Source organism: Natronosalvus vescus (assembly GCF_023973145.1).
Classification (GTDB): domain Archaea; phylum Halobacteriota; class Halobacteria; order Halobacteriales; family Natrialbaceae; genus Natronosalvus; species Natronosalvus vescus.
This window is the reverse complement of record NZ_CP099546.1, coordinates 985,710-1,011,166: the sequence shown is the minus strand read 5'-3', so window position 1 is coordinate 1,011,166 and position 25,457 is coordinate 985,710. Positions and strand designations below refer to the sequence as shown.

Sequence of the window (25,457 nt, the reverse complement as noted above, 5' to 3'; positions counted from 1 at the left end):
ATCGCGTCTGCACACGGCCGTCCAGCTCTACTCGCTGCGCGCGCTCGACATGCCCCTCCCGGACGTACTCGAGGTCGTCGCGGCGACCGGCGTGGACGGGGTCGAGTTCGCCGGCCTCGGTGAAACGTCCCCGAGAACGGTCGCACGAACACTCGAGGAAATCGGGCTCGAGCCCGCAGCAGCCCACGTCCCGATCGACGACCTCGAGGAAGCACCTGCGGCAGTAGCCGACACCTATCACACGCTCGGCTGCACCAGACTGGTCGTCCCTTGGCTCGATCCGGAGGCGTTCGAGAGTCGACAGGCATTCGAGGAGACGGCAACGCGGCTGGGAACTCTCGGTGACGTGCTCGCCAGTGGAGAAATCGAACCGTTCTACCATGACCACGACCAGGAGTTCGTCCCGTTCGAGTCGGAGGTCGAGGACGGAGACGAGCACGAGCACGCCTTCGACCTGCTCGCAACCGAACTCGAGTCGACGCCGGTCGCGTTCGAACTCGACATTGGCTGGGCAACCCCTGCGGGCGGCGACCCCATTCGACTGCTCGAACGATACGGTGATCGAATTGACCTCGTCCATCTGAAAGTCGTCGACGGCGACAGCCCCTGTACCCTTGGTACCGGCGACGTCCCGCTCGCACGCTCGTCGACGCCGCCCGCGCTGTCGAGGTGGACTGGATTATCTACGAACACGACGACCCGTCCGATCCAGTCGTGGCGCTCGAGCACGATACTCGGGTGATAGAGTCGCTACTTCGACGCTGAAGGCGTTCTCGGTGGTACGCCGTGGAGTAGCCTGTTAGCGCCTCGAGAGCGAACTGACTCGTACGAGTGAAACATATTCCATATAGCAACATACTATTTATTACTCCGAACTTACCTGGCCACGAACATCGGTCAGAGGAGCCGAAGTCGATGCCCGTTTTTGAACCGGATCGAGGCGACAATCCACCCGAGGACGAACGGTCGAATCAATGATTGAGGAGATTGCTCGAAGATCGAATCCGGAACGTCCTGAGCCAGATCACAACTTGATATTCCCCATGGAACGGGCGGATCGAAACACACGATCGTCACACTCACAAACCGAGTCGGAAGCAAGTGGATCAATACCACCGCCCGTCCGAGGCAGGCCGCGGTGGCCGGCAGGTGCGAGATAGTATGTCGGTCTACTGCCAGTACAGAGTGAGCCATCGACTACAGGCCAGTCTCTTGAGCACACTGACCGACAGCGACGCTGGCGAACATCCCGGATCCCCACATCGCAGACTACAACCAGGCCACATACCGACAGCGTGATCACCGGGGAGGGAGCCAATTCATCAGCAGTTCGTGGCCCGAACCCCCAGGGTCGAGTCGAGAAAACAGGTGTGTAGAGATACCGGTCGGCAACACTGTGGTGAACCACGTCGCAAAACTGGCACGGCGGTCACGATATCGAAGCCTCTCTTCGAACGACCCGATAAACGAGCGATAGTAGCGATCCGATTATGCTGCGGTGAGACATTCTGTATCGATGGCACGGAGCTCGAGGGCGCCGGAACGCGTTCGAACACCCGAGAGTGATCAATCCTCCAACAGAAATCGGCCACGAAACCGAACTAATATACTGAATGATGCTATACCAAATGCCAAAAGGTATGCGGTGATTCGAACTGACGGCAACACTGCGAAAACTCGCCCTTCATGGGGTGACGCAGGCGAATCCGACCGGAACGCACCGCCACTGGCGTTCCAAGCACACGACGTGGAACACGGAAGCGGCCCGAACCACCACCGGAAGGCTGGGTTTCTTTATCGTTCCAGCAGAGAACCAGATATGGACGAACTCTCACTCGGCGTGCCAGAACCGGTTCTCGAGCGCCTCCCCGAGGACGGCGGCGATGCTGCCATCGATATGCAACAGGCCGTCGCTGGCTGGGAGGCCCGTTTGAACCAGGCCATCGAGAACGCGGAGGACGATTCGGAGGCCGCGGGGTACGTGCTGGATGCCATCGAACGGTTCGAGAAACGACGGGACACCTACGACGACCTCGTTCCAGAACTGCGAGCGTGGGGACAATCCCCTATTTACGCGATCGCGTGGCGAACGCTCTACGCCGACGTCATCGCCCAGTTGTACGACCACGACGATCTCGCAACGCATCTCGATCGGGAGCGAAACGCCCGCGTGGTCGAGGACGGAATTCGGTTACGGGATCTCTAGTGGCGTTCCACTCCTGAACTAGTGGTCGAAATCCCGTGGGGGTGTTCGTTTTCGCTCATCAGACGACGCCTGGAAGCGGACTAGCCGAATCGGAACCGCTGTCAACGCGAGCGGAAAGCCAGAAAGATTTTGCCACCGACGCCCCTAGACTGTCGCGTGCAATCGAAGGACGATCGAGATAGCATTCGTGACGAACTCGATCTAGCAACGCGCGTCCGCCGTCGCGTTCTGCCGACCCTCCACCGCATCAAAGAGCCGCTGGGCGGATTCGCGACGTGCACCCAACATCCCGCCGAGTACGTCGGTACCGTCGAGCAGAGTCTCAGCGACTTTCGTCCGGATCTCGAGGCGATGGCGTTTTCACCGGAGCCAATCGCCTCGCTGAAGGTACACGAGGACGGTCGCTTCTCGGCAGGGAGCTGGGTTCGACGGAAATCACCAATGGCCGACTGGCAACTCCACGTGACGGTGTACCAGCACAGCCGCGAGGCAGTCGAAGTGTTCGCCCACCGGGAGTACTCCTGGCTTCGCCACCCGTACAAACACTATATCGGTGAAGGGTGGGACACGTCCGGTGGTGTCGAGCGGATGCGATCGCTGCTGTCGAACCACGGCGTGACGTACATCGTCGACTGAGTGTCGCGACCGCCTATTTGACCAGATATCACGAGTGCCCACAAATCGTACAGGAGACTCGAGCCTATCGCAGAAGCTCGGTCATCCGGAGACGATCACGACCGATTACAACATGTCAGGCGAAACTGTTCAACAGCGGAACCTATTCGGATCTCCGGAGAAAACCGGAAGGCGATGACGCGAACGGAGACGGTCGCCGCCTTCACAGATCTCTACTTGCCGACGGTCAACGGCGTTACCTATACGATTCAACTCTGGCGCGATCGCTGGCGCACCCACCGGAGCGAGATGCCGGTCGTCTACCCGGAAATGAACGGGTACGATCCTGGCACGAACGAGTTCCCCATCCGAAGCGTTCGAGCGCCGCTGTATCCACAGTATCGCCTCGGCTTGCCCGCAGTACCCGACGGGCTCGAGACGCCGGATCTCGTCCACGTCCACACGCCGTTTACGATCGGCTTTACCGGCATCAGGTTCGCCCGGAAACGCGACGTCCCCGTCGTCGCCTCCTACCACACGCTGCTCGACGACCGCGCCAGCCAGCACGTCTCGGGAAACGTCCTCGACGGCGTCAAACGAACCTGCCGACTGTACGAGCGGTCGTTTTTCGAGCGTGTCGATCACGTGACCGCACCGACGGCGTTCGCCCGCGATCACCTCCTTGAGACGGTCGACGCCGACGTCGACGTGACGGTCGTTTCCAACGGAATCGACACCGAGTTCTTCCGCCCGGTCGATCCAACGTCGTTCTGTGAGCGCTACGATCTTCCGACCGATCGGCCGCTGCTCGGCTACACGGGCCGCCACGGCGAGGAGAAGAACCTCGAGGAGGCGATCAAGGCTGTCACCGGGACGGGAATGACGCTCGTCCTCGGAGGTGACGGCCCGGCCCGTGACGTCCTCGAGAAACGGGCGGCTGAGTCGGACGCCGACGTCCGGTTTCTCGGTTTTCTCGAACGGGAGGAGCTACCAGCATTTTACTCCGCGCTCGACGTTTTCGTCTTCCCTAGCCCGGTCGAGACCCAGGGGCTGGTCGCGCTCGAGGCGACGGCCTGTGGCACGCCCGTCGTCGCGGTCAACGCCGGGGCCCTGACGGATTCGGTGATCCAGGGGGAGACGGGCTATCGGTATCAGCAGGGGTCGATCGGCGATCTGCAGTGGGCGATTACGCGGTGTCTCGATGAGCAGGATCGATTGTCCGATCTGTGTCGCCGGCGGCGAGCGATGCTCTCGGTCGAACACTCGATCGGACAGCTCACGTCGATTTACGACAGCCTCGAGTGATTGTGCCCCATCCTGAACGGCAGTTTCGATAGGACGACCGCCGACACTTATGCCCACGCCCACCAATACTCGAGTATGGAACTCGAGCTTCGGTTTTTTGCGACCTTTCGGGAAGCGGTCGGACAGAAAGAACGTTCGAAGCCCATCGACGACGGAACGACCGTCGGCGACGTCCTCGCAGACCTCGAGGCGGAGTACGACGGTCTCGAGGGGCAGTTGCTCGAGAACGGGGCGATCCGTCCGCAGTTGAGCGTTCTCAAGAACGGTCGCGACGTCGTTCATATGGCGGGCGTTGACACCGACCTCGAGGACGGCGACCGGTTATCGGTGTTCCCACCGGTTGCAGGGGGCGCCGGCGCAGTGGCGGCCCCAACCCACGACCGATGACACGCGTCGAACGGTCGTTCCGCGGCATCTCCGAGCGACTTGTCGTCAGATATCTCGAGAACCTGGGCGGGGAGCGAACCGACGACGAGACGGTCGACGGTGACGGCTGGCAGGCACAGTTCAGTGCCGAGCAGGTCACCATCGGACCGACGCTCACGCTCACCGAGGTGACGGTCGTCTTCGACGGTGATGAAGCCGTGCTCGAGGAACTCGTGCCGGCGTTCGCCCAGAAGGCGATGCGCGCAGGGGGATGAGGATCGATGACAGCCAAACCGATCGACGGACAAATTCTGCTGTTGACCGCCGCGAAGGCGAGCGTTCCAGCGTCCAGTCTCCCCAACCTGATCGAGCAGGCACAACGTCAGTTAGTCGCTAACCTCGAGCAGTACCAACGAAGCGCAGAATGCGTGTTCGAAGACGACGACCGAGCCGTGTTCCTGGTCGAACTGGGACACTGGGACGAGATCGGATCGAAACTAGGATTCACCGATCGCGAGACGGCTGCGGTTCGTCGCGCCCACACCGAACAACTCGAGCGGATCGGACGCCGTCAGGAACGGGACGACGAGTTCGAGAGCGCACTCGAAATCCGTGAGGTCGTGTGTATCGGCCACACTGGGGCTTCATCTCAGTAGAGCCGTTTTGACAACGAGACCACACTGGTGTTCAGGACGGGGGAGAGACACCCGTCTCGCTGCCCGAGTTGGCACTGGACATGCGTTCGACCTATTCGCGTGATGAGCGGATCAGTTCGGATTCTTCCGTGTCACGTCGGCACCACAGATCGGACAGCGCTCTTCGTGGTCGTCGTACTCTCGCCCACAGCCCTGACACTGGAAGATCCAGTTTCGTTCTTCCTCGATACCCTCTCTGGCGATCGGTTCGACGGTCACCGACAGCCGCTCGGCGACGTTTTGCATCGCGTAGTCGTCGGTGACCAGGACGCCGTCGAGTTCGAACGCCGTGGCGACGAGTCGAATGTCGGTATCGGAGAGGACATCGAGGTCGCCCGACTCGCGCGCCGCCCGGCGTACTTTCTCGGTCGTATCGCCGTTCGGGATGTGAATGTGCATCCCCGACCCTTCCATCGCGTCGTAGCGATAGGCGCTCTCGTCCTCGAGTTCCTCACGGACGAGTGGAATCGTTGCCTTCTGTGCTGTCGTGTGAAAGTCGTGGATAAACGCCGACGAATCGAGAATATACATACCGTTACCGTTGGACGACGATGTAGTCTTTTACCGCCTGGACGCGGCTGACGGGGATGAGGAAGCGGCCGGCCTCGTTTTTGTCGAAGTCGACGGCGCGCGACGGGAGTTCTTCGTCGGGGTCGACGACGAGGTCGTGGAGTTTTCCCGAGTTGAGATCCATGGTGATGTTGTAGAGCAGTCCCAGTTCCGTTCCGTCAGACCCCATGACGGACTTCCCCGAGAGGTTCTCAGCGAGTATTTCGCTCATACAGACTGGTACTGACTAATCGCTATTAAAAACACGGGGGGACGGCTGACGGATGTCAGACGCGTCTCAGAATTGTCGTCCGGTATGATAGCGAAGGAAACAGCCACGTCGCTCGAGGGAGATCGCTCGACAGGAAGAACCGCGTCTTAGTCGGCCGTCGACACCGCAGTCGACTCGTCTTTGCTTCCGACACCGATCGCAGCCGGGGCTTTGTTCCGGGCAACCCAGACGCCTCCCGCGGCGACAGCGCCGACGACCAGCGCGCCGATGGCGGCGTTGATGAGCAAGCCGGCGAACTCGAGTGACACGTCACTCGTCGTCGATCGGAACAGGACGCTGACGACGACGTAGCCGAACGTGCCGGCGGCCATGGTTGCACCGGCGATCCGGTAGGCCAAATCGTCCGCGACGTCGAGGTTCCAGGCGACGAAGACGCCAACGAACGCGCCGACGACGAGCAAAGTCGAGACCGACGACCCGAGTCCCCAGGCGAACAGACTCCCGGTTTCCGCGACTTCCTGGTCGATCGCATCCACCAGAATGTAAAAGAGGCCGACACCGAGGCCCGCAATGGTCAGCAAGATTCCACCGAAGAGCGCCCACTCCTTAATCAGTTCGTTCTCGTCGTCACCGTCACCGGTGACGGCGACCTGCGGATCAGTTGTGATCTCGTCACCGCCTTCATCGGCCGATTCTGGCGTGTTGTTAGGTTGAGCCATGATCTCCACTCACAGTCTGATATGTTAATGCTTTTGATACCAGACAGGCGGGATAAACCGGATGGGGGCGCGTGACCGGTTCGTAATATCGTCTCGAGTGTCACCACCCGAGTGTCACTACACAACGTGGACTCCCGCACCCGTTCGGCCGTGACGATGGGTTTAACTACCGGGCAACGGACGATACTGATAAGACCTTCTCGGGTGGTTCACTATGTCGGACACTGATTCGGATACACACGAACACGATCCAGCGGCTCTCAGAACCCCAATCGTCGCCGTCCTCGGACACGTCGATCACGGCAAGACCAGTCTCCTCGACAAAATTCGCGGCTCCGCGGTCATCGAGGGCGAAGCAGGCGCGATCACCCAGCACATCGGCGCGACGGCCGTCCCCCTCGACGTCGTCTCCTCGATCGCCGGCGAACTCGTCAATCCCGACGACTTCGACCTGCCGGGACTCCTCTTTATCGACACGCCCGGCCACCACTCCTTTACAACCCTTCGCTCGCGCGGGGGCGCACTTGCCGACATCGCGATCCTCGTCGTCGACGTCAACGACGGCTTCCAGCCCCAGACGCTCGAGGCCCTGGACATTCTCAAACGCTCCCAGACGCCGTTTATTGTCGCTGCGAACAAGATCGACACTGTTCCGGGATGGAATCCACTGGAGGACACACCGATCACCCAGACCTACGAATCCCAGTCCGAACGCACCCGCCAGCGTCTCGACGAGAGCCTCTATACGATCATCGGCAACCTCTCCGACGAGGGCTTCTCGGCCGACCTCTACTGGCGCGTCCAGAACTTCCAGCGCAACGTCGGCGCCGTCCCCGTCTCCGCACTCACGGGGGAGGGCGTCCCCGACCTGCTCGCCGTCATGATGGGACTCTCCCAGCGATACATGAAAGAGGAGATGGAGATCGACGTGGCTGGCCCCGGCGTAGGCACCGTCCTCGAAGTCAAAGAAGAGAAGGGCTTCGGGACGACGATCGACACCGTGCTCTACGACGGCACGGTCAAGACGGACGATACCATCGTCGTCGGTGGGCTGAACGAACCGATCGTCACCGACGTGCGTGCGCTGCTCCAGCCCCGGCCGCTGGCGGAGATACGCACCGAGAGCCGGTTCGAGAACGTCGACGAGGTCGGTGCCGCGGCGGGGATCAAAATCGCCGCCCCCGACCTCGAGGACGCCATGGCCGGGGCACCCGTCCGCGTCGTTCGCGATCGCGACCTCGAGGACGTACGCTCCGAGGTGCAAGCTGAACTCGCAGACATAGCCGTCGACACCGCCGAGGATGGCGTCGTCGTCAAAGCCGACACGCTCGGCAGCCTCGAGGCGATGGCCGACGCCCTCGACGAGGCGGAGATACCGATCGTCCGTGCGGAGGTCGGCGACGTCGCCCCACGGGACATCTCGGTTGCCTCGACGGCCGACGACCCGAAACAACAGGCCGTCCTCGGATTCAGCGTCGACGTCCTCTCGGACGCTCAACGCCGAGCGGAGATCGACGACGTGAAACTGTTCACCGACGACGTCATCTACCAGCTTATCGAGGAGTACACCGAACACGTCGAGGCGATCGAGCGCGCCCAGCAGGATACGATCCTCGACAATATTACCCGTCCGTCCCGGTTCCGCGTCCTCAAAGATCACGTCTTCCGACAGAACGACCCCGCAGTCGTCGGCGTCGAGGTGTACGCCGGAACGCTCCAGAACAACTCCTTCGTCGTCAAGTGGGAGGACAACGAGCCAACTCGCGTTGGACAGGTGAAGGGGATCCAGGAACAGGGCGAAGACGTCGACGAAGCACGCGCTGGCGAACGTGTCTCGGTCGCGATCGACGGCCCGACGATCGGCCGCCAGGTCAAAGAAGGCGACCTGCTCTGGACGCAACTGCCCGAGAAACACGCGAAGATCCTCGAGCAAGAACTCACGACGGAGATTCCGGCCGACGAACTCGAAGCGCTGAATATGTACCTCGAGAAACACCGGAAGCGAGATCCGTTCTGGGGCAAGTAAGTCACCTGATATCGAGCACTCGCTCGAGGCGTGGTTGCCTCGTGGACATCACCCTATCGGGTGCTTTCGCCGGCAACTCCACCTTCAACCGGATGCGTTCTGCGGGTTGTCCAATTTTGTGTGCGAATGAATGTCTCGAAGCGAACGCTTTTTACGCGCCATCCCGTTATCGGAGGTACTGATTTCTCATGAACGGAAACACGCCGTACGCGGGGCTACCAGGGGTCACACAGGCCGGACATCGGGCTGCGGCGGACGTTCCGGAACTCTCGCTCGAGCAAAAGCGGACGCTCCAGCGCACCGTAAGTCAGATCGCCGCCCGGACGCGGGAGTTCCTCCCTGACGAGTACATCGTCGACGCCGACGTCGCTGGTGGGGTCACCGGCCCACAGGCGCTCGTCGCCGTCCAGCCGCCGATCGGCCACCCCGTCAGTGCTGGATTTACACCGGATCTCGAGAACGCACCGAAGGATCTGATCAGCGCCGAGGATCGCGACGAGGTAGCACGCGGACTGGCAGCGAGTGCTGCTCTCCAGGTCAAACAGGCGGTCGACGAGAGCGTGACGCCGACGGCGCGATAGGTACTGCCGTATCGTTCCTCCGTTCGGGTGGTGACGACCGACGTGTTCTCGGCTGGCTTGACTTCAACCGCCTCGTTCTCCAGGCGGTCGAAGCCTCAAGCGCCCCAGACCCGGCCCCAGGATGATCACGCACCGCTACGACGTTCACAGACGACCAGAAACGACACGTCTAGTCGAGATCCCGGGACAAACCGTTTCGCAGGTCGCGGCCGAAGTAGTAACTCACGACGGTCGCGAGCAATCCGGCTCCGGCCCCAATCGCGAGCACCCGCTGGCCGGCGTCGGTCGGTAGCAAGAGCGCGAAATCGAAGAGTGACCCGACGACGCCAACGGCCGCACCTGCGGAGGCGAGCTCGAGATACCGTCGTTTCGTCGTCAGGAGGCCGATCACGAACGCGACGACGACGATGCCGACGATCCGACCGATGCCGCCCAGCGGGAGGAACACACCGCCGGCGACCATTCCGGCCGCCAGGGTGAGGAGCACGACGAGAAACGCCTTCGGGGAGAAGTACGACGAGGGGGCGCCCAGGGAGGGGATCGAGAACCCTGCACGCCAGTTTCGGAGCCGCAAGCGGGATCCGTCGTCCGAATTGGATCCCGATTCCGATGTCGCTCTGGACTGGTGACCGCTCGTCTCGGGTTCCGGCTCCGATCCGTGGGGAATCGTCGACTCACCATCGAGCAGCCGATCTGTCTGCTCGAGCAGGGTCTCCGTGTCGGCTGGCTCACCCCGCTGGGCCGTGGAGTCACCGATGTCGTCGGACACCGTCGTTTCATCCGAGCGCTCGCTCATACGGGAGTCGACGGTCGGCAGATAGATAGTGCCTTCGCTGACACGATGGCACCGTGAGACGCCAGGTGGAAGCCGAGAACTGCAAGCCGTGATCGACGACCGCGACCCTCCTTAGCGATCGAGAAGCGGGAGACTAAGTAGGGTCGCCCCCATATCGGTTGGTATGAGTCTGGGACAGCGGGTCTCGAGCGACCACCAACTCGCCCGATTGCTGCAGATCGGGGTCGTCCTGGAGGAGGTCGTCGAGTCGCGTGCCGCCCACCACCTCGAGTCGTTGCCTGACGACGAGCGGGAGGCGATCGACGAAGAGGTGCGGGAGTTGCTGTCGGAGGCGACCGAGGAGTCCGCCGAACATCGGGAGCGACTGGAGACGTTGATCGACGACCTCGACGCCGAAACGGTCGCCTACGAGGAGATCAATGCGCTCGTCGACGCACGCTACGGCCCGCCGGAGGATACCGACGGGGTGCTCTACGATCAACTCTGTAACGAGGAGACGGCGTACAAGTTCTACGACGACCTGATCGAGGCGATAGAAGCCTCCGAGACGGACTTCAGCGTCGATCGGGAACGGGTGCTCGAGACGCTGTACGCGATTCGCGAGGAGGAGATGGAGGGTGCTCAGGACGTCACCAACATCATGGAGCGTCGAGCATGAACGAGCAGACAGGAGGGCAAACGCGGACTGGGGGGCTACATCGATGAACACGGCAGACCAATACCTGAAAGCAGTCTATCTGGCACAGCGCCTCGAAGACGGCCCAGCCTCGACGGGCACCCTCGCGGAGCTACTGGAGGTGAGTCCAGCGAGCGTCAACGAGATGATCGGCAAACTCGAGGAACGAGAGCTCGTCGAGCACGAAAAGTACAAGGGAGCACAACTTACTGACGACGGCCTCGAGCGGGCACACGATGCCCTCCAGACGTACTGCATCATCCAGCGCTTCCTCGCGAACGTCCTCGAGGTCGAGGAGTTCCGCGACGAGGCCCGCGCCCTCGAGAGCGTCATCGACGACACCGTCGCCGATCGGCTGGACACGATCATCGACCGCCGGGGCGAGTGCCCGGACTGTTTCGACCCGGAGGCGGACTGCTGTGAACACCTCGAGGCCTGTTCGCTGGCGGAGTGAGTCGGTTTACTGTAACGTTTTCCGGTGATTGCCGACTCGATAGGGCAATCACCGGGAAGAGACTACAGCAGACCGTATGAAACAGCCGCGACTATTTATCCGATCGGGCGGCCACCGCCGGCATGCGCTGTCCGACCTGCGAAAAACGGTTCCCCACCGAGCAGGGGATGCGCCAGCACCACACGAAAGTACACGGTAACCCGCTTCCGAACCGGACGTGTTCCGGGTGTGGGCTCGAGTTCTACGATCCGAAGTCCCGGCGACGATACTGTAGCGAGTGCAATCCGAACGCCGGGTCGAACAACGGAAACTGGCGGGACGCCACCGAAGAGGCGTCCTGTCGGTGCTGTGGGACGACGTTCGAGTACTACCCCTCCAACAAGGACGGTGTGTACTGTTCGTCGTGTGTCGAAGCGGCAGATGGGTTGCTTCCGGAAAACCCTTCGAAGCCGGGCGAGCGCGTGTCCGTCGACTGTGGCTGGTGTGACACCACACTGTCCGTGTACTCCTCTCGACTCGAGGCGAACGAACGCGGTGTGTTCTGTGATTGTCGTGTTACGGACAGTGGCTTTCATCGACCATCGTCGGCGAGGATCATCACCAGTGGACCGGTGGCCCGATCGCGTACGGACGGTCGTGGTGGGCGATACGGCGACAGGCCCTCGAACGCGACGACTATCGATGTCGAGCGTGCGGACGTACTCGAGACGACCTCGGACGAAACCCGGACGTTCACCACGTTATCCCTGTAAGGCGGTTCGATGAGCCAATCGAGGCCCACACGCTCGAGAACGTCGTGTCGCTGTGTCGGTCGTGCCATCGGCTCGCAGAGGAGGGCACGCTCGAGGTCGGTTCCGACGGGAAAAGGTAACACTATTACTGTCCCATCCACTATCAGGATGTAGCCATCGACACGCGGAATCGATGGACTCGAGTACGCAGTCCCGTGGTGTAGTGGCCAATCATAATGGCCTTTGGACGTACACAGTTTCGGCTGGTACGAGAGAAAGCCATTGACGGCGGTTCGAATCCGCCCGGGACTACTAACTTGGAGTTTTGAATCCTGGCAGCCGTGAGTAGTGCACAATGGATGTTGCGAACGGTGAGTCGGATCTCGAGGAGGCTTCAGTATCCGCGGGTTCTTTTTGTACTCTTCTGTTAGTCCGAATCGTCAAGCGTGGTGTTCGGTCGTTAGGAAGCGAGAGCGCAAAAACGAGCAAGCAAACGGACGCGAGAAATTATCTTCTGAAATAGCGTGGCTGACTCAGGCCTCTGTTTCTTGACTCGCTTCGTAAACGGCCTTCCGAAGGTGTTCTGTGATGATGTCCTGCACCTCGTCGTTGTCCATGAATTTCTGGAAGAGTTCCTGGTTTTGGTTTCTTCGATCGATCATCAGTCTGGTGAGCCTTTTGTCGAACTCGAGGGCGACCCTAGAATTACTGTCACCCCATCCGTCTCCTCACTCATGAGCGAGCCACCTGCCATGCGCATCGACCACATCGGTATCGCCGTCGACGCCATCGACGAGGCCGAGGGACAGCTCCTCGCCTTCGGTGCCGAAAAAGTCCACGAGGAAGTCACCGACCAGAAGTTCACGTAGGCGACGTACCGGTTCGGGGACGCCTCCCGGCTCGAACTCATCGCTCCACTCGAGGGTACCGAGTCGTTTCTCACCCGGTTTCTCGGTCAGCAGGGGCCCGGTCTTCATCACGTGACGCTCGAAGTGGCGGACATCGACGGGGCAGTAGAAGTGCTTTCGGAGGTCGGCTACCGAACGGTCGACTACCAGACTTACGACGACTGGACGGAGGTGTTCGTCTCGCCCTCGAACCCGACGGGCACGCTCTTTCAACTCATGGAGTACCACGACTTCTACGCCGAGAACCGGGAAACCGACGACGCCGGCTTGTTCGTCCGCGGTGATCCGCTGTAGTCCGTATTCCGTTGTCCGTAGTCCGTAGTGCTCGTATTCACGTTTCGAGAGCGAAATCAGTTCGAATCTCCTTCGACGACAACGAACGCATATCCGGACTCGACTGGTCGCGTCCTCGAGGTACGGTCGTCGACACCGTACGGTGTCCGTCCCGCCGACCACGCAGAATTACGTTGTTCGAAATTCGACATTACTCGGCGAGACGTTCCAGATTCGGTGGACGTCGCTCGGAACTCGCGCTTCGCCTACTCAGCGCTGCAGACTCGAGTTTGTGACCCCTGATAGGACGAGCGTACCCATCCCGTCGCCCAGGTGTAACGGAAAAGACGGTTACCGACTGGAACGGGAGCGAACGGTAGGATCCGTTTATACCGCCGCGACGACCTGTTCAGTCGATGATTCTGCGTTCCCCAACCGGCTGGAGCAACTCACCGCGACCGCGTACGGACACCGGAAAATGCGTACCAACCACGCTCGACCTACCAATCGATCTAACAACCACGCTCGAGTCGGCGTTCCACGCAGGATGTAGGGGCTCCGTCGACCGATGAGAGGGGTTCTGATTGTACTTCTGGTCGGCGTGGTCGCCGGTGGGTTGATCGTCAGCGCCGCCGGACTGTCGGTCGATAGTGGATCGATTGGCGACATCGTGACCGAAGGGAACCAGCAGGAATCGGCCGCGGCCGGTGCGAGTGGGTCGGGTGCTACCGTGGCAGCAGCCGAGAACGACACCAACATCGAACTCGTCGAGTTCGGTGACGAATCCGGGCAGTCGCCATCCCAAGACGACGATGACACTCCACAGTCCAAACACGAGGCGGCGGAGGAGGGTGCGGAGAAGGGAATCGAACTCGCCCAGGAACAGGGCATCAACGTCACTCAAGAGCAACGACTGGCCGCAAAATCGGCCGCCTCCGAGGCCGTCGAACAGCATCAGGAGGCTACCGTCGAGCAGGTGCAACATGCCGCAACGGGAGCGGTACACGGCGCGTTGCTCCAGCACCAGACGGTCACGGAGACCCAGTTCCAGTCCGCCGTGATCGGCAGTACGTCCGGCGCGTTGAGCCAGCACCAGACGGCGAACGTCACGCAACTACAGAACGCGGCGTGGGGGGCAAGTCACGGGGCGCTCGACCAACACCAGGAAGTAACGGTCGAACAGATCCAGCACGCCGCTCGCGGTGCCGCTGGTGGTGCAGCACACGAGGCCGGGAAGAAGGGAATCGGCCACGTCGGTACCATCCAGGAAGCGAGCCAGGGTGCAGCCCACGGCGCGCTCGAAGGCGCGAAGAAACAGAAGCACGCGCCCCAGCACCACGTCGCCCAGCACCAGGAGATAACCGTCGAACAGGTGCAACACGCGGCCGCTGGCGCGGCTTCCGGTGTACTCGACGGTGTGGTCGAACAACGGCAGACCGTCACCGTCGAACAGCAACAACACGTGACGATCAAGCAAGTACAGACGGCCGCGATGGGTGCCGCCGAAGGGGCGCTCGTGCAGAAACAGCAGGTGACCGTCGAACAGACGCAGGTCGCCGCACGCGGTGCCGGAAAGGGCGCGCTGTCGATCACACAGATTCAGCAGGTAACGATCACACAAATTCAGAAGGCCGCTCTCGGTGCCGCGACGGGTGCGATCTACCAGAGCCAGGAGGCGACGATCGAGCAGATACAGGCGGCGGCCGTCGGTGCGGCGACGGGGTCGCTCGTCCAGATACAGGCGGTTCACGTGACGCAGGTGCAGTACGCCGCTCGTGGTGCCGCGACAGGTGCCGTCGAGTCGGCTGTCCAGCACCAGGTGGTCGACGTGACGCAGATCCAGGCGGCCTCGAGAGGGGCCGGAACGGGTGCGGTCAAGCAGTCCCAGACCGTGAACGTACACCAGGTGCAGACGATCGCCCGTGGCGCGTCGAAGGGCGCACTGTCGGTTACGCAGGAACAGCGCGTGACGGTCGTACAGATACAGATGGCCGCCGAAGCGACGTGTGCAGCGGTCGCGACCGCGGTGCAGAACCAGCGGGTCACCGTCGAACAGGTGCAACGGATCACCGAGAACACCGCTGCAGACACCGTCCGGCAATCGGCCGCGGACGGCCTCGAGGGCGAAGCCGAGGTTCGCGAGCGAGCCTCTGTGCACGCGGTCGATCGAACGGCCGAGGAAGAACCCATCGACGGCGACGCAACGGTGCGAACCGCCGACCAGACCATCGACGGCGAAACGGTCACGATCGACGACGTGACCCTTTCGGAGGGCGGATTTGTCGCGATTCACGACGCCGGCTGGCTCGAGGGGGAGCGCGTCGATAGCGTGATCGGCGTCTCAGACTACCTCGAACCGGGAGAACACGACTCGGTCACCGTTACGCTGTTCGCTGACGTCCCCGGAACCGAGTTCGAGACCGACGCGCTCGAGGCCGGCTCGCACACGCTGTTTGCCGTTCCATACCAGGACGCCGACGGCGACGGACAGTTCGACTCCGTCGATACCGACGGCGACCAGAATCCCCAGTACGTCCGAGCGGGTGGCGAGCCGATAGCGGCGTCGTTCGACGTGACGGTCGTCGAGGAGCGCACTGCAACCCTCGACATCGACGATCTAACCGGCGACGGAGAATCGCTGACGATCGAAAACGCCACGGCCAACGTCGAGTTTTACGTCGAGGCGCGAGCCGACGATCAGATCGTCCAGAGCGAACGCTTCGAGGCGAACGCGACGACCACCAGCCTCACGCTCGACCTCGAAACCCCGCTCGAGGAAGACGCGAACGTTGACGTGTCGATCCGCGCCGCCGAAGACGGTGAAGCGCTATCGACCGCAACGGTCGAGTACGAGGTCGAGGTCGGTGACGAGGACGAAGTCGATGATGAGGTAGAGATTGAAGACGAAGACGAAATTGATGAAATCCTCGATCCGACCGCCGAACTCGAGGTCGCCGACCAGAGTGGCGACGGCGAAACGGTAACCGTCGACCGGGCCACCGCGAACGTCGAGTACTACCTCGAGGCGCACTACGACGACGAAACCGTTCGGAGCGACGCGTTCGAAGCCGACGAGTCGGTCGAGAACCTGACGCTCGACCTCGATCCGTCGCTCGAAGAGGACGCGGAAATCGAGATTGCCGTCAGAGCCGCCGAGGACGACGCGGAAATAGCGGTGAGCGGGATCGAGTACACTGTCGACACACCGGTGACGTTCCTCGACTGTACGACGATCGAGATTCAAGATGCCACCGCGTTCGAAGGGCTTTCCCTGCAAATCTCGCACCTGGAGGGCCCATGGGTCGACACCCCGACGCTCCTCACGGACGACGACCTCGCCGAGACGGTCGACGAGCCGATCGAGGACGGGACGGTGCTCTCGACGACCGATCTCTACCCGTACAGCGAGTTCACTCACTACGTCGAGTTCGTCCACCTCTCCCAGACTGGGGAGCAGCCGGACGAACTCGAGGCGGGCGACGAGAACGTGCTCGAGAATCCGAACCCCGCGACTATCGAGGACTGTCAGGAACTGGGCTTCGGCGAGCGACCGACCGCCGAACTGACGTTCGTCGACCAGGAGTCAGATGGGACGAACGCAACTATCGATGACGTGACCCTCTCGGAAGGCGGCTTCGTCGCCCTCTACGAGGCGGACGCCCCAATCGAGGACGAGTCAGTCCTCGGCGTCTCCGACTACCTCGAGCCCGGATCGCACGAAGACGTGACCGTGGCGCTCGAGGAACCGATCGACGAGGATCGAACGCTCGTCGCGGTCGTCCATCGCGACCTGACCGGTGACGAGCAGTTCGCCTTCGAAAGCCTCGATGCAGTGGGCGTCCACGACGGCCCCTATCTAGACGCGAACGGTGACCCAGTTGCCGACGGAGCCGAACTCACGTTGGCTCCGGCGTTCGCCGTTTCGATCGTCGACGCTCGAGAAACCGTCGAACCCGATCAACCGATCGAACTCGTCGTCGACGTGGAGAACCTGGGTGCCGGAAGCGGCGAGAGCCCCGTGGTTCTCGACGTCGGCCCGCAAGAGGCAGCTGTGACCGAGGACGTCTCGCTCGGGCCCGGCGAAGCGACGACGCTCACGATGACCGTCGATCCTCCACAGGACGTCGTCGGAATCATCGACCTGACGGTTCGAATCGCCGATCCGGACGTGGCCGCTCCAGAAGCGGGGAGCGATTCGGTGACGATCACCGTCGATGAACCAGGAGAACCGGCGTTCGAAGTGACGGGCATCGACGCGCCAGCGACCGTCGAGGCGGGCGCGTCGTTCGACATCGTCGCGGACGTGACGAACACTGGTGAGGCGGCCGGCGAGGGCGAGGTCGTTTTCGACGTTGGAGACTTCGCCGACGCCGCGACCGACGTCGTGTCCCTGTCCCCCGGCGAAACGGCGACACTCGTCGTTACCGTCCAGACCGGGCCGGACGACGTCGGCGACCTCGAGGTCACCGTCCGTACGGCCGACACCCAGGCGTCGACAGCCGTCGAAGTGGCCGAACCGGTGGGCGATCAGCAGGATGCCCGGGCACAGCCGGCGACCGGAATCGTGCACTGATACCGGTCACACCGGAGAATTGTGGATTCGAACCGATGGAGAAACCACTCGTGTTGGTCGACGATAGGTGGGGGAGCTGGTGACGCATATTCTATGCCACAGTTGGTACAAAAATCCGCACTCTACTGCCCGTCATCGAGCGCCCTTACAGTGACGTACCCGTCACCGGAAACACGTACTCGATACCCGTGGTAGGTAAACTCGACAGTCAGATCATGGCTGCCAGTTCGAACGATCCGATCCAGCGCATCGGGGTCGACCGCATTCAGCAGCGGTGGTAACTGCAGTGGAGAGACACCTGCTGCGTCTGCGACAGCGGTGACAACGCTTTCGATGACCTCGTCAGGGTTGTCCGAAGAGACAGTTGAGATCGTGGTAGTCGCTGTGGTGTTCATGGAGGTAACGAAGTCTGCGATCCATATAAATAGAAGATCCAATTCTCAAAGACTCACATTGAGACCAATGGAGCGCGAGGACGGCCATCTCGACTGTATAGTAGCCACTGCACGTCATTGTACACCCGATCGCCAGACGTGTCGGCGATCAGTGTAAAACCGTTTCAGTTGTTACTACAAACCTCAGTCTCTCGCTCAGGAGGCGACCGAAACGACTGTAGCCTCGACGGCCGAATCACGACCCATGACACGGTGGCTGCAAAGTGGACGACGGCGCGACATCTGTTTTCTACTCGCCGCGATGGACGAGGCACGCGGCCAAGAACTCAAATCGGCCCTCGAGTCCCACTACGACGAGCGAATCGAGCCGAAGGCGTTCTATGGATCGCTCTCGGCGCTCGTGAAGGCCGGGTTCGTCGAGAAGGACGTCCAGGGTCTCCACGACGTCTATCGGCTGAGCCAGGCCGGCGAAGACCGTGTCCGCGGACACGGCTCGTGGGTGCGGGAGTGTCTCGAGGAAGGTGCTGAGTAAGGAGTCTCGAGAAGACGAATATCGAGGACACCGACCAGAAAGCAAGTTCACGGAGCCGCTCAGTCGAGCAGGCGATCGCCGATCGTATTCCGCAGAATCTCGCTCGTACCCTCGTAGATCTCGTTGAGTTTGGCGTCGCGGTAGAAGCGCTCGGCCGGGAAGTCCTTCGTGTAGCCGTAGCCGCCGTGGATCTGGATGCCCTCGTTTGCGACCTCGCGGGAGACTTCGCTGGCGTAGAGTTTCGCCTGGGCGGCCTCGGTGATGTAGTCCTCGCCCCGGATCTTGTTGTCGGCAGCGTTGTGCATCAACAGCTTCGCGGCCTGGATCTTCGTGTCCATGTCGGCGATCTTGTGCTTGATCGCCTGGAAGTCCCCGATCGGCTGACCGAACTGTTCGCGCTCGGTGGCGTAGGAGCGAGCCTCGTCGAAGGCCGCTCGAGCGATGCCGACGCCGCGGGCGGCGATGGTGATGCGGCCGCCGTTGAGCGTCTTCAGCGCGTGGATGAAGCCGTCGCCCTCCTCGCCGAGGCGACGGTCGGCGGGGATTCGAAGGTCGTCGAAGCGCAACTCTGCGGTCGGACAGCCCTTGTCGCCCAGTTTGTCCTCGGTGCCTTCGACCAAGAAGCCGTCGTCCTCCTCGGGACGGACGACGAACGAGGAGATGCCGCGGTTGCCGGCGTCGGGGTCGGTTTTGGCGAAGACAGTGACGGTGTCGGCGACCGAGCCGTTCGAGATCCAGAGTTTGTTACCGTTGATGACGTACTCGTCCCCGTCTCGTTCGGCCGTCGTGGTCATCGAGGGAACGTCACTGCCGGCACCTGCCTCCGAGAGCGCGAACGCGCCGATGTCGGTGCCCTCGGCCAGCGGCGTCAGATAGGTCTCTTTCTGAGATTCGTCACCGAACTCGTAGAGCATGTTCCCCGCGAGCGAGATGTGCGCGGCAACGACGGTTCCCAGGCCACCCGAACCCCGGGAAATCTCCTCGATACCGATGGCATAGGAGTGATAATCGAGGCCAGCACCGCCGTACTCCTCGGGGAACGGCATGCCCATGAGCCCCAACTCGCCCATCTGTTCGACGAGGTCGGCGGGGAACTCGTCGTCGTGGTCGATCTCGCTCGCGACGGGGACGACCTCCTCGTCGACGAACTCCGCGACCATGTCGCGAATCTGGGCCTGCTCGGGTGAGAGACTGAAGTCCATGTGTGGAAATTCGCCGGACGCACCTTTATTATTGTTATACGCAGATCGATTCCACTACCTCGCGCGTCGGATCCCGGGTAGCATCGACCGCGACCGCGGTGTTTTTCCGGAATGACCTCTAATAGAACACGATAGATGACTACGGGCCAACCCTCCGCAACTACTGACGCCGACCTCGAGTGGTGTTATGAGGCCGTACACGGCGTCTCACGCACCTTCTCGATCACGATCGATCGACTGGAGGAACCGATGGCACGCCATATCTGCCTGGGATATCTCCTCTGCCGGATCGCGGACACCATCGAGGACGCCGGCCACATCCCGCCGGCCGAACAGACGACCTTGCTCGAAGCCTACGACGACGTGCTCGATCCGTCCAGCGACCTCGACGCCGAGGCGTTCCTCGATGACGTCGAGCCGTGGATCCCGGACGAACGCACGAGCGACTGGGAAGTCGTCGCCCAGACGCCACGAGTGGTTCGAACGTTCGAATCGCTCGAGGCGGAACCACGCGAGATCATGCGCGAACCCGTTCGCGAACTCGTCGACGGGATGGCGATGTTCACCGCTCGCTACGCAGACGAGGGCGGACTTCGGCTGCAGACGCTCGAGGAACTCGAGGAGTACTGCTGGTACGCGGCCGGGACAGTTGGAACACTCATTACGGGTCTCGTCGCCCGCGGCACGTCGCCGGATCGGGCGGAGACGTTACGGAACAACGCCCGGTCGTTCGCGTTACTCCTCCAGCTGGTCAATATAGCCAAAGACGTCGAGGCGGACTATCACGAGGAGAACAACGTCTACCTGCCGGCGGAGTGGCTCGCAGAAGAGGACGTCGCCGTCGAAGCGGTGACCGACGAGGATCACCACAGCGGCGTCACGAACGTGATCAAGCGCGTGACCGGCCGCGCGGAGGGATATCTCGACGACGCTCAGCAGTACCTCGAGGTGCTGCCGGAACGCCACGGCAACACGCTGTCGGCGTGGGCGATTCCTTACCTGCTCGCCGTCGGGACGCTTCGAGAGCTTCGAGAGCGACCCGAGGACGTCATCCGCGAGGGGAACGTCAAGATCTCACGGGCGGAGGTGTTCGCCGTCATCCAGCACTTCGAGGAAGATATCTCGCGATCGGCGCTCGAGGAGTTGCGTAGCGAGATGTCGGAGAAGCCGCTTCATCAGTGAAACGATAGCCGTTGGCCCACTTTTCTGCGTTGGTGCCCAGCAGTCATCGAGCAGTGACTACTCCACCGCGGCGACCTCGCTCTCGAGGCCCCCATCGGCGGTGACGACGATCGTGACCTCGATGGCGTCGGCTCCCCACCTGGTATTTGCCCGGTCGTTCAGTTCCGAATTCGAGAGGACGAGCGTCTCCTCGCCCGCCACCGCCCGAATCGCCCACAGCCGTGCGCGTTTGATCCAGGGGCCGGTGATGTAGGTTTCGTTCGCTCCGTCCTCGAGCCCGGCTGCCTCGAGCCGGTGCGTGCTCGTCCGTGGCTCCTCGAGGTCAATGCCGACGTCGACTGTGAGCGTTACTGGTTCTTCGGAGGCGTTTCTCGCGGAGAGGGTGGGAACGGTCAGGTAGTTGCGCCTCGCGTACTGGTTCCAGGCGATGCTGCCAGTGAGCAGGGCACCGACCCCACCGAGGCCAGCGCCGACGAGCGTTCGACGGCTGAACGTGTTGATGGAGGGCATCGGCCGAACATTCGTGTCGACTGATAAAAAGTCGAGGGTGCGCTCGAGTGGCCGGGGAGATGGGCAGCTTTTTCGAGACTCGCTGAGACGATTGGAAGCAATTTCGAGAACCACGAGAACGACTACGGATCCAGAACACCGAACGTGTCAACGGTCATCGACCAACCGCGTCTGCACTGGTTCCGTCCCCGCAACCTGCGCCTCGAGATCCAGCAATCGTCGCTTCGTCGGGACGCCGTCTCCGCTGGAGTAGCCGTTGAGGCTGCCGTCACTGCCGACCACGCGATGGCACGGAACCACCAGCGGGACGGGATTGCGGGCACACGCTTGCCCAACGGCGATGGGGGCCGTCTCGAGCGCGGCTGCGAGTTCACCGTACGTCCGCGTCTCGCCGTAAGGGATCTCGAGCATCGCGGCCATCACGTCACCCGTTGTTCCCGCGGGGAAGGCGACCTCGAGGTCGAAGGATCGTCGTTCCCCACGCTCGTATTCGCGAACCTGTGACCGAACGTCGGCGGGTGGGTCGGCGATCACCGACTCGTCGAGTTCGATCGTCGTGTCCAGAACCGAAACGTCCATGCAGTACGTCTGTGCTCGAGGGTAGAGAGTGTATCTGTCCCGTCGAGGGAAACCCACCTCGCTCGAGGGGACTCGACTCGAGAGTCGTGCCTGTCAGTCGTACTCGTAGAAGCCCTTCCCGGTCTTCTTGCCGAGATCGCCCGCTTCGACCTTCCGTTTGAGCAGGTAGGCAGGCTTGTAGCGGTCACCGAGTTCCTCGTACATCGTCTCGGAGGCGTGGAGGCAGACGTCGAGGCCGATGTGGTCGGCGAGCGTCAGCGGTCCCATCGGGACGTTCGTCCCGAGTTCCATCCCCGCGTCGATGTCTTCCTTGCTCGCGACGCCTTCGTCGAAAGCCCGGATCCCTTCGTTGATCCAGGGCATCAGGATTCGGTTGGTGACGAAGCCGGGTTTGTCGTCGGACTCCCAGGTCGTCTTCCCGAGATCCTCGGCGATCTCGTGTGCCAGCGCCGTCGCCTCGTCGCTCGTCTTCTCGCCGACGACGATTTCGACGCCCTCCATGATCGGTACCGGGTTCATGAAGTGGAGGCCGACGACGCGCTCTGGGTGCTCGAGCGGCGCGGCGATCGAGGTAATCGAGAGCGTGCTGGTGTTGGTGGCCAGCAACACGTCGTCGTCGCAGTGGGCCTCGAGGCCCTGGAAGACGTCCTGTTTGACGGCCATGTCCTCGAGGGCGGCCTCGACGACGAGGTCGCAGTCGGCGAGGTCGGCCAACTGCGTCGTCCCCGTGATTCGCCCGCGGATCGTCTCCGGGTCGTCCGGGAGCGCGTCCTTGCTCGCGAATCGCTCGAGGCTATCGGTGATCGTCTCGAAACCGCGTTCGACGAAGTCAGTCTCGATGTCGCGAATGACCACGTCGTAGCCCATGGTGGCCGCAACCTGTGCGATGCCGCTGCCCATCGTGCCGGCACCGACGACGCCGATGCGATCGATATCCTGGCGTACCATGGCCGACTGTACTGGCGATTTACTGGTAAGTGTAGCGATGCCCGGTTGGTCTCCTACGCAGTGAGTGTAACCCACAGACGGCGACGAACACGAGTGCAACGAGCAGCGAGCGAGTGCAATCAGCAACGGCCGACGAACGCGTCAGACGTCGAACCGGATAGCGATTTTCGAGGGGGAACATTCAAGGTGTCGGCTGCAGAGATATACCTAATTCGGTGAATTGGGTGAGTAAGGAAAACGTGGTCGAAACGACGGGCAGGCACGGTGGTCTCCTCGAGGATCGTCACCGCGAGGCGCTCGAGGAGGCAGGCATCGACCCGGCGGTCGTCTCGAGACGGGACTGTTCGTACCGGATGTTGCTGGATGCGGGCGTCGACGAAGCGGCCGCTGACGCCCTTCGCCGGCAGTGGTCGCTCCCCTGGTCGTTCGAAACCGACGGCGACCTCACCCGGCGCTCGAGCGAGGTACGCGGACTGGGCGACGCCGAACGAGAGTGGGTGGCCGCCAGCGCCGACGAGACCTGGCAGGCGTTCGAGTGGACGTCCTCTCGAACGACCGACAACGAGTCGGACGATGACGGCGAACGTCCCTGGCCACGGCCCACGCCGGTGACGAAGGTGACCGGCGTCAGCCCCGAAAAGGCCGAGACGCTCGGTGAAGCCGGCATCAATTCCGCCGAGCGACTCGCGACGATCAACGCCACGGAAGTCGCGAAGGTGCTCGATCTGAGCGTGTTACACGTCCGGACGTGGCGACACGCGGCTCGAGAGCTCGTCGATTGAGTTCGCCGACAGAGACCAACATTCCCACACCGAGTGTCTCAACGCTCGCCTATTCTGGCAGTGTTTACAACGAGTATATCGAGTAGTGTTCGATTCCGTGTCGGGAACCCAGGGATTCGCCTCCGAGAACCACACCAGGGTGTTACGAGCGCATTAACGTCGGTACGAACGAGTGGACGATGAGCACGAGTGTGACGAGAAACAGGAAGAACCCATAGTATTCGTCAGCCATTAGCAGGGGCTGGGCTAAAACCGCTACCGCTAGAGCAGATATGGCGGATCGAATCGAACGGAGATGTGCTCCGTACGGTGCTTCGGTGCTTCGTTCCATAGGCACAATAACCAAACGTAGTGAATAAAAATTTGTCATCTGGCCAACGTACAAATCAGCGTGCCTCGCCGCGATCTACTGGGTCGTCGATGCTTCGGTACGTGGTCGAACCAACGTAAACTAACACTACATTTCCGCCGAACCTCCAGAGAGTTCACTGCGGACGAAGACGACCACCGAAAACGTCATGTGTCCCGGAGTTGGCGTCGGAGCCGTCATCGTGACGTTGTTGCCCGTCGCGCGGATCTCCGCCACAGTACGAATCCAACACACCGGACATGGTAGAAGTCACCATCCAGCAATAGCTACGGGTTTCAACGCAGTCGTATCGCAGCAACCCTCGACCCCCCGAAGCACCTGTCACATTCACAGAAGCCGAACAGTGTGACACTCGGTCACCCCTTCTCGAGCCCGCTACCCACACAATTTACTACTCGAGAAAGTATTTTTCAGCTGATAACACCGCCAATCATATATGGGAAGATGGTGGAGAGTCAGACAGATGCGACCAATCGACGACTCACCGATCGTTCGCGACGGAAGCAGCCTGATTCTGGCGATGGATCACGGTCTCGAGCACGGGCCGGTCGACTTCAAAGACGTACCGGACAAACTCGACCCGGCCGAAGTGTTCGAAACCGCGACCCACGACGCCGTCACCTGTATCGCCGTCCAAAAGGGGATCGCCGAGGGCTACTACCCGAGCTACGAGGACGACGTCAACCTCCTCGTGAAACTCAACGGTACCTCCAACCTCTGGATGGGCGAACCCGACTCCGCGATCAACTGCTCGGTCGACTACGCCGCCGAAATCGGTGCCGACGCCGTCGGCTTCACGCTGTACGGTGGCTCGAACAACGAGGTCGAGATGGCCGAAGAGTTCCGCGAGGTGCAGGAGGCCGCCCGCGAGTACGACCTCCCCGTCGTCATGTGGTCGTACCCGCGCGGACAAGGGCTGAAAAACGACACCAAACCGTCGACCATCTCCTACGCCACCCGCCTGGCGCTCGAGCTCGGTGCCGACATCGCGAAAGTGAAGTACCCCGGGGATCCGGAAGCGATGGCTCACGCCGTCAAATGTGCCGGCGACATGAAAGTCGTCATGAGCGGCGGCTCGAAGGTCGACGATTACGAGTTCCTCTCGACGGTCGAAGCCCACACCAACGCCGGCGGGAAGGGGCTCGCGGTAGGCCGAAACGTTTGGCAGCGTGAGAACCCAGAAGAGATCCTCGACGCCCTGGAGAAGGTCATCTACGGGGGCGAAACTGCCGACGCCGCCATCCAGTCCTGA

Annotated in this window: 25 protein-coding genes, 1 tRNA gene and 3 pseudogenes; 19 read left to right on the top strand and 10 right to left on the bottom strand. The window is 61.8% G+C overall.

Going from position 1 to position 25,457, the window contains the following annotated elements; translation table 11 throughout:
* The first annotated feature begins 49 nt into the window (after positions 1–49).
* The 7 genes from NGM68_RS04715 (at position 50) to NGM68_RS04685 (ending at position 5,148) form a co-directional block, all read left to right on the top strand.
* Complete coding sequence (locus tag NGM68_RS04715; RefSeq protein ID WP_252700494.1) at positions 50–742, top strand: sugar phosphate isomerase/epimerase family protein; 693 nt, start codon at positions 50–52, stop codon at positions 740–742.
* A gap of 1,077 nt (positions 743–1,819) precedes the next feature.
* The gene (locus NGM68_RS04710; protein ID WP_252700493.1) at positions 1,820–2,206 is read left to right on the top strand and encodes a DUF7971 family protein; all 387 of its coding nucleotides are present in this window, start codon (positions 1,820–1,822) and stop codon (positions 2,204–2,206) included.
* A gap of 156 nt (positions 2,207–2,362) precedes the next feature.
* A complete protein-coding gene (locus tag NGM68_RS04705) occupies positions 2,363–2,842 on the top strand; it encodes a hypothetical protein (protein ID WP_252700492.1) in 480 nt (159 codons plus the stop codon).
* A gap of 174 nt (positions 2,843–3,016) precedes the next feature.
* Positions 3,017–4,126 (top strand): glycosyltransferase, encoded by a 1,110-nt coding sequence (locus NGM68_RS04700; protein ID WP_252700491.1) that lies wholly within the window; start codon positions 3,017–3,019, stop codon positions 4,124–4,126.
* 75 nt (positions 4,127–4,201) lie between these two features.
* Entirely contained in the window at positions 4,202–4,513 is a 312-nt protein-coding gene (locus NGM68_RS04695; protein WP_252700490.1) for a ubiquitin-like small modifier protein 1, read from the top strand.
* Positions 4,510–4,767, top strand: coding sequence for a MoaD-like domain-containing protein (locus NGM68_RS04690; RefSeq protein WP_252700489.1), 258 nt, complete (start codon positions 4,510–4,512; stop codon positions 4,765–4,767). The genes NGM68_RS04695 and NGM68_RS04690 overlap by 4 nt, the downstream gene beginning before the upstream one ends.
* Positions 4,768–4,773: 6 nt before the next feature.
* Entirely contained in the window at positions 4,774–5,148 is a 375-nt protein-coding gene (locus NGM68_RS04685) for a DUF8048 family protein (RefSeq protein WP_252700488.1), read from the top strand.
* A gap of 111 nt (positions 5,149–5,259) precedes the next feature.
* Here NGM68_RS04685 and NGM68_RS04680 read toward each other — a convergent pair whose 3' ends face one another.
* The 3 genes from NGM68_RS04680 to NGM68_RS04670 form a co-directional block, all read right to left on the bottom strand.
* The gene (locus NGM68_RS04680) at positions 5,260–5,718 is read right to left on the bottom strand and encodes an NOB1 family endonuclease (protein ID WP_252700487.1); all 459 of its coding nucleotides are present in this window, start codon (positions 5,716–5,718) and stop codon (positions 5,260–5,262) included.
* A 4-nt stretch (positions 5,719–5,722) separates the two neighbouring features.
* Positions 5,723–5,968, bottom strand: coding sequence for a PRC-barrel domain-containing protein (locus NGM68_RS04675; RefSeq protein ID WP_252700486.1), 246 nt, complete (start codon positions 5,966–5,968; stop codon positions 5,723–5,725).
* 146 nt (positions 5,969–6,114) lie between these two features.
* Complete coding sequence (locus NGM68_RS04670) at positions 6,115–6,687, bottom strand: hypothetical protein (RefSeq protein WP_252700485.1); 573 nt, start codon at positions 6,685–6,687, stop codon at positions 6,115–6,117.
* 214 nt (positions 6,688–6,901) lie between these two features.
* Between NGM68_RS04670 and infB the strand changes: the two genes are divergently transcribed.
* Complete coding sequence (infB, locus tag NGM68_RS04665; protein ID WP_252700484.1) at positions 6,902–8,713, top strand: translation initiation factor IF-2; 1,812 nt, start codon at positions 6,902–6,904, stop codon at positions 8,711–8,713.
* A gap of 188 nt (positions 8,714–8,901) precedes the next feature.
* Complete coding sequence (locus NGM68_RS04660) at positions 8,902–9,294, top strand: DUF5811 family protein (RefSeq protein WP_252700483.1); 393 nt, start codon at positions 8,902–8,904, stop codon at positions 9,292–9,294.
* Between the two features lie 169 nt (positions 9,295–9,463).
* Here the strand turns inward: NGM68_RS04660 and NGM68_RS04655 are convergent, their stop codons facing one another.
* Positions 9,464–10,090: a DUF456 domain-containing protein gene (locus NGM68_RS04655; protein ID WP_252700482.1), complete on the bottom strand. Its 627-nt coding sequence runs from the start codon at positions 10,088–10,090 to the stop codon at positions 9,464–9,466.
* A gap of 163 nt (positions 10,091–10,253) precedes the next feature.
* Between NGM68_RS04655 and NGM68_RS04650 the strand changes: the two genes are divergently transcribed.
* From NGM68_RS04650 to NGM68_RS04635, 4 genes and pseudogenes are all read left to right on the top strand, one after another.
* Entirely contained in the window at positions 10,254–10,748 is a 495-nt protein-coding gene (locus NGM68_RS04650) for a ferritin-like domain-containing protein (protein ID WP_252700481.1), read from the top strand.
* Between the two features lie 43 nt (positions 10,749–10,791).
* The gene (locus NGM68_RS04645) at positions 10,792–11,220 is read left to right on the top strand and encodes a metal-dependent transcriptional regulator (RefSeq protein ID WP_252700480.1); all 429 of its coding nucleotides are present in this window, start codon (positions 10,792–10,794) and stop codon (positions 11,218–11,220) included.
* A gap of 122 nt (positions 11,221–11,342) precedes the next feature.
* Positions 11,343–12,091 (top strand): annotated as a pseudogene (locus NGM68_RS04640) (HNH endonuclease).
* Between the two features lie 69 nt (positions 12,092–12,160).
* Positions 12,161–12,263, top strand: a tRNA-Gln gene (locus NGM68_RS04635).
* 221 nt (positions 12,264–12,484) lie between these two features.
* Here the strand turns inward: NGM68_RS04635 and NGM68_RS18160 are convergent.
* Complete coding sequence (locus tag NGM68_RS18160; protein ID WP_256469928.1) at positions 12,485–12,613, bottom strand: hypothetical protein; 129 nt, start codon at positions 12,611–12,613, stop codon at positions 12,485–12,487.
* A 72-nt stretch (positions 12,614–12,685) separates the two neighbouring features.
* Between NGM68_RS18160 and NGM68_RS04630 the strand changes: the two are divergent.
* Both NGM68_RS04630 and NGM68_RS04625 read left to right on the top strand, forming a co-directional pair.
* Positions 12,686–13,153, top strand: a pseudogene (locus NGM68_RS04630) (VOC family protein).
* Between the two features lie 547 nt (positions 13,154–13,700).
* On the top strand, positions 13,701–17,705 hold the full coding sequence (locus NGM68_RS04625; protein ID WP_252700479.1) for a DUF7282 domain-containing protein: 4,005 nt from the start codon (positions 13,701–13,703) through the stop codon (positions 17,703–17,705).
* Between the two features lie 122 nt (positions 17,706–17,827).
* Here NGM68_RS04625 and ddfA read toward each other — a convergent pair whose 3' ends face one another.
* Positions 17,828–18,100: a DdfA family disk-determining factor gene (ddfA, locus tag NGM68_RS04620; protein ID WP_252700478.1), complete on the bottom strand. Its 273-nt coding sequence runs from the start codon at positions 18,098–18,100 to the stop codon at positions 17,828–17,830.
* Positions 18,101–18,344: 244 nt separating this feature from the next.
* Here ddfA and NGM68_RS04615 point away from each other — a divergent pair, with 244 nt between their 5' ends.
* Positions 18,345–18,632 (top strand): helix-turn-helix transcriptional regulator, encoded by a 288-nt coding sequence (locus NGM68_RS04615; protein ID WP_252700477.1) that lies wholly within the window; start codon positions 18,345–18,347, stop codon positions 18,630–18,632.
* A gap of 59 nt (positions 18,633–18,691) precedes the next feature.
* Here the strand turns inward: NGM68_RS04615 and NGM68_RS04610 are convergent, their stop codons facing one another.
* Positions 18,692–19,834, bottom strand: a complete 1,143-nt coding sequence (locus NGM68_RS04610) for an acyl-CoA dehydrogenase (RefSeq protein WP_252700476.1) — start codon at positions 19,832–19,834, stop codon at positions 18,692–18,694.
* A gap of 135 nt (positions 19,835–19,969) precedes the next feature.
* Here NGM68_RS04610 and NGM68_RS04605 point away from each other — a divergent pair, with 135 nt between their 5' ends.
* Entirely contained in the window at positions 19,970–21,016 is a 1,047-nt protein-coding gene (locus NGM68_RS04605; protein WP_252700475.1) for a phytoene/squalene synthase family protein, read from the top strand.
* A 57-nt stretch (positions 21,017–21,073) separates the two neighbouring features.
* Here the strand turns inward: NGM68_RS04605 and NGM68_RS04600 are convergent, their stop codons facing one another.
* From NGM68_RS04600 to NGM68_RS04590, 3 genes are all read right to left on the bottom strand, one after another.
* A complete protein-coding gene (locus NGM68_RS04600) occupies positions 21,074–21,526 on the bottom strand; it encodes a hypothetical protein (RefSeq protein ID WP_252700474.1) in 453 nt (150 codons plus the stop codon).
* A gap of 147 nt (positions 21,527–21,673) precedes the next feature.
* Positions 21,674–22,105 (bottom strand): methylated-DNA--[protein]-cysteine S-methyltransferase, encoded by a 432-nt coding sequence (locus NGM68_RS04595; protein WP_252700473.1) that lies wholly within the window; start codon positions 22,103–22,105, stop codon positions 21,674–21,676.
* A 93-nt stretch (positions 22,106–22,198) separates the two neighbouring features.
* Positions 22,199–23,053 carry a 3-hydroxyacyl-CoA dehydrogenase family protein gene (locus NGM68_RS04590; protein ID WP_252700472.1) on the bottom strand — a complete coding sequence of 285 codons (855 nt, stop codon included), beginning with the start codon at positions 23,051–23,053 and terminating at the stop codon, positions 22,199–22,201.
* A gap of 272 nt (positions 23,054–23,325) precedes the next feature.
* Here NGM68_RS04590 and NGM68_RS04585 point away from each other — a divergent pair.
* Together NGM68_RS04585 and NGM68_RS04580 are read left to right on the top strand one after the other, a co-directional pair.
* A pseudogene (locus NGM68_RS04585) lies at positions 23,326–23,835 on the top strand (hypothetical protein); the annotation flags it as partial.
* 833 nt (positions 23,836–24,668) lie between these two features.
* Positions 24,669–25,457 carry a class I fructose-bisphosphate aldolase gene (locus NGM68_RS04580; RefSeq protein ID WP_252700471.1) on the top strand — a complete coding sequence of 263 codons (789 nt, stop codon included), beginning with the start codon at positions 24,669–24,671 and terminating at the stop codon, positions 25,455–25,457.